Source organism: Pantoea sp. C8B4 (assembly GCF_051336905.1).
Classification (GTDB): domain Bacteria; phylum Pseudomonadota; class Gammaproteobacteria; order Enterobacterales; family Enterobacteriaceae; genus Pantoea; species Pantoea rwandensis_B.
The window spans coordinates 616,235-623,715 of record NZ_JBGMNK010000001.1 but is presented as its reverse complement, the minus strand read 5'-3'; the positions used below and the strand labels follow the sequence as shown (position 1 = coordinate 623,715).

Genomic DNA, 7,481 nt, shown 5'->3' with positions numbered 1-7,481 from the left:
CTCATCTGCTCATCTGCTCATCTGCTCATCTGCTCATCTGCTCATCTGCTCATCTGCTCATCTGCTCATCTGCTCATCTGCTCATTTGCTCATCTGCTTTGGGCGCGATAAGCCTCAGGCTTGCGGTTGCCCTACGGGACCTTTACTCATCGGGCCGCCCGGAACAGGTTGCTCTGTGGGCACATTCGGACGGCCATCAGGCCCAATTGGCCTGTCAGATTGCTGGCAACCCATCAGCGAGACCAGACAAGTGATAATCAGCATTCCACCGAATAAACTCTTCATTAATCACGTCCTTTATTTGGGCAACCGAGCGTTGCTTCCTAAGCGTAGTCGATATATCGCTGACGAAAGCCCATAAAAAAGCTGCCATCTCGTTGGAGATGACAGCTGAGAGAAAAATCAATCTGGACGAAGTGACTCAAAATCACTTCACTGAAATCATCACCCCAAATTACCGCTCAGGCGATCGCGGAAATCGCTACTGCGGTTATCCAGCCCGATGACGGTGACTGTCGCACCGTGACGTTGATAGCGGTATTCAATGGCATCCAGTGCCGCGACGCTGGATGCATCCCAGATTTGTGCATGCGTCAGGTCAATGGTGACAACTTTTGGATCGTGTCCGTAATCGAAATGTTCGAACAAATCATTGCTGCTGCCAAAGAACAGCGGGCCGCGTACCGTGTAATAGACCTGTTCACCGTCATCGCTTAACTTGCGTTCAGCATGGATAACATGGGCAATACGACGTGCAAACAGCATCATAGCGAGGATCACGCCAATTAACACGCCGAGCGCCAGGTTGCCTGTCCAAACGGTGACCACGACCGTCAGGGCCATCACCGAGGTTTCTGACCACGGCATACGTTTTAGCGTGGCGGGTTGCAGGCTGTGCCAGTTAACGGTTTTCACCGCGACCACCATCATGATTGCCGCGAGGACCACCATAGGAATCTGCGCCATGATCTGACTCAGTCCGGTAACCAGCAGCAGCAGCACAATACCTGCCGCAACGGTTGAGATGCGCGTGCGTGCTTTGCCCAGCTCAACGTTAACAATGGTTTGACCGATCATGGCACAGCCAGCAATGCCGCCATAGAAACCGGCCAAAATATTACCGACCCCCAGTGCCCAGGACTCGCGGCGCTTACCCGAAGGTGTGTCGGTGATATCGTCCACCAACTTGGCGGTGAGCAGAGATTCCATCAAACCCACGAAGGCAATACTCAGAGCGGTAGGCCAGACAATCTGCAACGTCTGTAAATTAAACGGCACCAGCAGCGTGGTGAATCCCGGCAAGCCTGAACTCATTGGCCCTTCATCGCCGACGTTAGGCACGCGATAACCGAGCAACAACGCCACCCCGGTGACGACGACAATGGCGACCAGCGGTGACGGGACGCTTTTCAGGATTTTGGGTAACAGCAGCACAATCGCCAGAGTCACGGCAAACAGCACCCACACTAATCCCGATTGCCCCCAGACGTGGGGAACCTGCGCGAAGAAAATCAGAATGCCCAACGCATTCACAAAGCCCAGCATCACTGAACGCGGAATGTAGCGCATCATGCGGGACAGCCCGGCAAGACCAAAAATAATCTGAATAATACCGCCGAGGATTACCGCAGGAAGAATGTATTCAACCCCATGCGCGTGCACCATCGGTCCAATCACCAGTGCCACCGATCCCGCTGCAGCCGTGACCATGGCTGGGCGGCCACCTAAAATCGACAAGGTCAGACACAGCACCACCGAGGCGACCAGACTCACTTTGGGATCGACACCCGCTATAACAGAGAAGGAGATCACTTCTGGGATCAGTGCCAGAGCGGTAATCACCCCAGCCAGACACTCACGGGTAAGCAGCGCAGGCGAGCGTAAAACGCTGCCCACGGTAATATCGTTCGCCGCAGGGGCGTGTTCTGTAGATGGGCTCATAAATGTGCAGGCTCTTTTATTATTTTGCGCATACCGTCACGGCATGGCAGCAACCAGTTGGACACTAAACGCGGATGATGTTAGCGGGCATTGAGGGATGAAGCTAGCGGGAGAGCGAAGAAGAGAGTGATTCCGTCCCTGGAATCCGGTATTACACCGAGAGATCGTCAGGCGTTTTGTTAACCACCAGTTCGAGAAGATGACGATAAATATCCAGTTGGATCACATCACTTTCCATCTCAAGGCGATTAATCAGCGAAGCGATGATGGCTTTATTGGTGACCGGCATGCCGGCTTGCAGGATTTCAGCGATGATCTGCCCGAAAACTTCCATCTCGGTGCTGTCGCTGTTACCGGCGAGTTTAAAATAGTCAGCGATAGCGTCACTGCTGGTGGCGGCGTTTTGCATGTATGAAGCCCTTCAGATCGGTCTGATGGCAACCTGGCCTTCAGTTCCATGATGAAAAAACTTACGCGCGGACAGGCGCGTAAGACCCAAACTCATCAACCAACGCAAAAAAGACACCTCTGAAGGTGGAAATCCAAAAACACCTTCAGAGGCGACGCAAAGTGCATCATTCGTTACGGAGCCAGTCGCTGGCTCACGGGAAGTAAACTTATACAATGAAGCCTAACTTGTACAATGATATTTTTAAGGAATTTGTGCTTATTGTTGTTTATCAATGATTTAATAAATTTGACTGACGGGAAACTTATACAAAATAGCTGTACAGGAATAGGCTTTAACGCAGGCTGTATCAATTTGAGAACAAAGTGGAAGGGCTGAGGCGCGCGAACTACAGTGCTAATGTAAGCAAACTTTTCATCAGGCTGACACTTTGTTTATAATAACGCACTTGTTTAGTTAGGTATCTAATCATTAGGCTACTACGTTTTGAGTGACTATCCGCAACCTTTTTCGCGTTTATTACATCTTACTGCACATGCATGGCGGCTGGCGGTCGATCGTCGCCTGAAAGAGAGTGGCTTAAGTATGAGCAGCTGGATGGCCATCGCGACAGTGGCCACGGCCACGGAGCCGCCGACCCAGAAAGCGCTGGCCCAACTGTTGGGATTAGAAGAAGCGAGCGTAGTGCCACTGGTCGATCGACTGGTAAAACAGCAGTTACTGGCGCGCGTTCAGCCGAAAGAGGATCGCCGTAAACGCCTGCTGGTGTTGACTGAGCAAGGCAGCGTGGCGTTTGCCGAAGTGAAAACCCAGGCAGACAGCTTGCGCGCACAGTTGCTGGCAGACATCGATCCTGAAGCGCTGGCGGTGACCGAGAAGGTGCTGCAACAGCTGCTGGCTCGATTGGGAAGTATCTAATCGTGGCAAAACGCAATCCTTATGCACAACGTGAATGGCTGCCTCATGAAAAACCGATGCTGCCGGGTTCACCTTCCACCCCAATCCACTCGCCCTCAAAGCGCGTGGCGTTTGGCATTATTGGACTGCTGATCTCCATCACCGGCGCGCTCAGTAATGCGCTGGTTACGGCCAACCTCACCAATCTTCAGGGCACCTTTGGCGCTTACAGCAATGAGATTGCCTGGCTGCCGGCTGTCTACGTGATGGGCAACATTTCCATCAACCTGCTGCTGGTTAAATTTCGTCAGCAGTTTGGCCTGCGGCTGTTCACCGAAGCTTTTCTCGTGCTTTACGTCATCGTGGCGTTCTTCCATATCCTGGCAAACGATCTCAGTTCCGCCATTATTGTGCGCACCGCTCACGGGATGGTGGGTGCGGCGCTTAGCTCGCTTGGTATCTATTACCAAATTCAGGCCTGGCCGGCGAAACACCGACTCAAAGCCCTGGTGATCGGCATTACCGCATCCCAGCTGGCGATCCCGCTCGCCCGTTTGTTCTCTACCGAATTGCTCCAGCTGGAAGAGTGGCGCGGTCTTTATCTGTTTGAGTTAGGGCTGGCGATGATAGCGCTCGGTTGTGTTCTGGTGGTGAAGTTGCCGCCGGGCGATCGTATCAAGGCCTTTGAGAAGATGGATTTTGTCACCTTTATCCTGCTGGCACCCGGCATGGCACTGCTGTGCGGCGTGCTATCGCTGGGCCGCATCGAGTGGTGGTTTACCACGCCGTGGTTAGGTATTTCATTAGCCATTTCGTTGGTGCTGATTGTTGCGGCAGTGGTGGTGGAACATAACCGCGCGAATCCACTGATTAACACCCGATGGCTCAGCAACGGCATGATTGTGCGACTGGGCATTGTCATGATCATGATGCGTATTGTGTTGGCCGAGCAAAACACCGGCGCGGTGGGCTTCCTGCAACAGCTTGGGCTGCTGAATGACCAGATGCGTGGCTTGGCCTTAGCGATTATCGCTGGGGTGATTTTTGGCATGATCGCCAGTGCATTGACCATCAAACCGACGCATCTCAGTTGGCCGATCGTCACCTCTCTGGTGGTGATGATCATTGCCTCGTACATGGATGCACAATCCAGCCCAGTGACACGCGGCAACAACTTGTATGTCAGTCAGTTTTTACTCGGCTTTAGCAGCGCGTTCTTCCTCGCACCCGCGATGCTATTAGGGATTGGCGGTGTGGTGACGCAGCCGAAAAATCTGGTGAGTTTTGTGGTGCTGTTTGGCATGAGCCAAAATCTGGGCGGGCTCATTGGCTCGGCGATTCTCGGCACCTTCCAGACGTGGCGGGAGAAGTACCATTCCAGCCTGCTGGGCGACCAGCTGTCACAGCTTGATCCCAATGTCACCGAGCGCCTCAGCCAATACAGTTCACTGTTTAGCAGCCAGTTGCCCGACAACGTCCTGCTCAGTGCGCAAAGCAGCAGCCAGCTTCAAGCCGTGGCCACACTACAGGCTAACGTGCTGGCCTACAACGACACCTATTTATTGACTGCCGCGATGGCGCTGATCACCCTGATGTGGGTGCTGTGGCGATTGACGCGGCTGCGTTATATCAACTGGCGTCAGGCACGCCATAATTTGACAGAACAGCGTCAGCAAGCTTCAAACCCGACGGAGAATTCATGAGCCAACAGGACGATATTCAGGCTGCGGAGCGCGAACGCGCCAACCGCCGACGCATTCTTTCCATCGCTTTCGGCAGCGGCATTGTGATTGTTGGCGTATTGGTGATTTTATACGCCTGGCAGCTGTGGCCGTTTACCAGCACGATTCAGTCAACGGAGAATGCCTATGTGCGCGGGCAGGTCACCTTTATCAGCCCGCAGGTCAGCGGCTATCTGACCGACGTCAATGTGGTGGATTTACAACCGGTCACCAAAGGGCAGTTACTGATGACCATTGACGATCGGATCTATCGCCAGCGCGTGCATCAGGCGCAAGCGCAGCTGGATATGAAAATCGCTGCGCAAAACAATAACCAACAGCAGCGCCGCAGTGCGGAAGCCAATATTCTCAGCAATAAAGCTGCGCTGGAGAATGCCAAAGCCCAGGCGCTGAAAAGCAGCCTTGACCTGAAGCGTGTCGAAAATCTGGCGGCCGATGGGTCGCTCTCTGTACGTGAACGTGACGCGGCGCGTGCCGCTAACGCGCAGGCGCAAGCGCAACTTCGCCAGGCAGATGCGCAGGTTGCGGTATCGCAGCAGAGTTTACAAACGGTCATCGTGAATCGCGGTTCCCTGGAAGGTGATGTAGCCAGTGCCAAAGCCGCACTGGAACTGGCCAATATCGATCTGGCCAATACGCGGATTATTGCGCCCGACAGCGGACAGTTGGGGCAATTGTCGGTGCGTAAAGGGACCTATGTCACGGCGGGTACGCGCCTGACGTCAGTGGTGCCGGATAACAAATGGGTGATCGCCAATCTGAAAGAGACACAGCTGGCACGTGTGCGCCCAGGATTACCCGTGACGATTCGGGTTGATGCGCTGGACGGCAAGCGTTTTGACGGCCGGGTTGAATTTATTTCCCCCGCCGCCGGTTCGGAATTCAGTGCCATTTCACCGGACAATGCCACCGGTAACTTTGTGAAGATCGCACAGCGTATTCCGGTACGTATTCAAATCCTCGGCGATACCGAAGGATTGCGTCCCGGCATGTCGGTTGAAGTCAATATTGATACCGCAGCAGAGCCGCACAAGGATGCGCCATGAAGCGGTTAATCCTTGCCTCGCTGATGGCGTTGATGGTCAGCGGCTGCGCGACCGAAGTGGAAAAGGCCCCGGCATCTTTACCGATCCCGGACAGCTGGCGCCAACAGGTTGGCCCATCGGCAGCTCCCGAAGCACAGTGGTGGCAACGCTTTGGCGACGATAACCTTAACCGCTTAGTGAACCAGGCGTTGCAGCATAACAGCGATATCCTGATTGCCCGTTCACGGGTCGATCAGTACCGCGCGCAATTGCGTGCTGCGCAGGGGGATAATTTTCCCACGCTATCCGCCGGGGTTGCCGCCACGCATCAGCGCGCATTGTCGGCTGTGACCGGGCAGCCGTATGAGAATGCCGTCTTCCAGGGACTGCTGCAGGCAAACTATGACGTGGACCTCTGGGGCAGTCGCAGCAACAGCATTCTTGCCTCGCAAGCGTCTCTGGATGCCCAGCGTGCTGCAGCCTCAGCGGCTGAATTAACGGTTGCCAGCTCGGTGGCCTCCGGTTACCTCAGTTTGTGCGCGCTGGACGAACAATTGCGCGTCACAGAAGCCACGCTGGCCACGCGTGAAAACTCGCTAAATCTGGCACAGCGCCAGTTTGAAACCGGCTATACCTCGCGACTGGAGTGGATGCAGGCGGCATCGGAATATCAGACCGCCAAAGCGCAGGTGCCGCAGTTACAGCATCAAATCGAACAACAAGAGAATGCACTCAGCGTGCTGGTGGGCATGAATCCGCGCGAGATTGCCCGTACCCGCAACTTCGACCACATCAAACCGCAGACGCTGCCGACGTTATTGCCGTCTCAGCTGCTGAACCGCCGCCCGGATATTGTGCAGGCGCAGCGCCAGTTGATTGCAGCGGATGCCTCGCTGGCCTCGGCGCAGGCCGATTTATTGCCGTCGCTTAATCTGACGGCGACCGGCACGCTGCAAAGTTATCAATTGCATCAGTTACTCGACAATCCCTTCCGCCTGTGGAGCATCGGCGGCAGCATTCTCGCACCGCTATTAAACCGCGAAGCATTGACGGCGCAGGTGGATGTGGCGATGGCCGCACGTAACCAGGCGCTTTATGGCTATGAGAAAGTGGTGCGCGGTGCCTTTTCGGATGTGGATAACGCGTTGGATGCCATTCGTCGCAGTCAGGAACAGCTGACGGAATTGCAGAAGCAAGAAGGCTATGTGACAGAAGCATACCGCATCGCACGTAATCGTTATCAGAACGGTTATGCCTCTTATCTGGATGAACTGGACGCGCAGCGCACCTTGTTTAACACTCAGCTCAATATTGTCTCAGTGAAAAACACTCTGTTGCTCGCACAAATCGATCTTTACCGATCGCTCGGCGGCGGCTGGCAGGGCTAAACATCATGCCACAAGCCGGTTTTGCGGCAGATTTTACGCTGTAAACCCGGCAATGTCCGCTTTTGCCATGGAATGAGGC

7 protein-coding genes are annotated in these 7,481 nt (G+C 54.5%); 4 read left to right on the top strand and 3 right to left on the bottom strand.

The genetic code is table 11. From position 1 onward, the window contains the following. Positions 1-114: 114 nt before the first annotated feature. From ACCW76_RS02910 to ACCW76_RS02900, 3 genes are all read right to left on the bottom strand, one after another. A complete protein-coding gene (locus ACCW76_RS02910; protein ID WP_167347096.1) occupies positions 115-285 on the bottom strand; it encodes a hypothetical protein in 171 nt (56 codons plus the stop codon). A gap of 159 nt (positions 286-444) precedes the next feature. After that, a complete protein-coding gene (locus tag ACCW76_RS02905) occupies positions 445-1,941 on the bottom strand; it encodes a SulP family inorganic anion transporter (protein WP_436337670.1) in 1,497 nt (498 codons plus the stop codon). A 151-nt stretch (positions 1,942-2,092) separates the two neighbouring features. Next, positions 2,093-2,350: a biofilm/acid-resistance regulator YmgB/AriR gene (locus tag ACCW76_RS02900; protein ID WP_034820289.1), complete on the bottom strand. Its 258-nt coding sequence runs from the start codon at positions 2,348-2,350 to the stop codon at positions 2,093-2,095. Between the two features lie 486 nt (positions 2,351-2,836). Between ACCW76_RS02900 and ACCW76_RS02895 the strand changes: the two genes are divergently transcribed. From ACCW76_RS02895 to ACCW76_RS02880, 4 genes are read left to right on the top strand one after another with little or no spacing between them, the layout of a single operon-like run. Continuing rightward, complete coding sequence (locus tag ACCW76_RS02895; RefSeq protein ID WP_034820286.1) at positions 2,837-3,268, top strand: MarR family winged helix-turn-helix transcriptional regulator; 432 nt, start codon at positions 2,837-2,839, stop codon at positions 3,266-3,268. Positions 3,269-3,270: 2 nt separating this feature from the next. After that, positions 3,271-4,950 carry an MFS transporter gene (locus tag ACCW76_RS02890; protein WP_045816222.1) on the top strand — a complete coding sequence of 560 codons (1,680 nt, stop codon included), beginning with the start codon at positions 3,271-3,273 and terminating at the stop codon, positions 4,948-4,950. Beyond that, positions 4,947-6,035 (top strand): HlyD family secretion protein, encoded by a 1,089-nt coding sequence (locus tag ACCW76_RS02885; protein ID WP_038647695.1) that lies wholly within the window; start codon positions 4,947-4,949, stop codon positions 6,033-6,035. The genes ACCW76_RS02890 and ACCW76_RS02885 overlap by 4 nt, the downstream gene beginning before the upstream one ends. Further along, positions 6,032-7,402, top strand: a complete 1,371-nt coding sequence (locus ACCW76_RS02880) for an efflux transporter outer membrane subunit (RefSeq protein WP_436337669.1) — start codon at positions 6,032-6,034, stop codon at positions 7,400-7,402. The genes ACCW76_RS02885 and ACCW76_RS02880 overlap by 4 nt, the downstream gene beginning before the upstream one ends. Positions 7,403-7,481: the final 79 nt, after the last annotated feature.

Coding starts and splice junctions, on each gene's coding strand:
- ACCW76_RS02910 (WP_167347096.1), bottom strand. CDS start 285: ATGAAGAGTTTATTCGGTGGAATGCTGATTATCACTTGTCTGGTCTCG.
- ACCW76_RS02905 (WP_436337670.1), bottom strand. CDS start 1,941: ATGAGCCCATCTACAGAACACGCCCCTGCGGCGAACGATATTACCGTG.
- ACCW76_RS02900 (WP_034820289.1), bottom strand. CDS start 2,350: ATGCAAAACGCCGCCACCAGCAGTGACGCTATCGCTGACTATTTTAAA.
- ACCW76_RS02885 (WP_038647695.1), top strand. CDS start 4,947: ATGAGCCAACAGGACGATATTCAGGCTGCGGAGCGCGAACGCGCCAAC.
- ACCW76_RS02880 (WP_436337669.1), top strand. CDS start 6,032: ATGAAGCGGTTAATCCTTGCCTCGCTGATGGCGTTGATGGTCAGCGGC.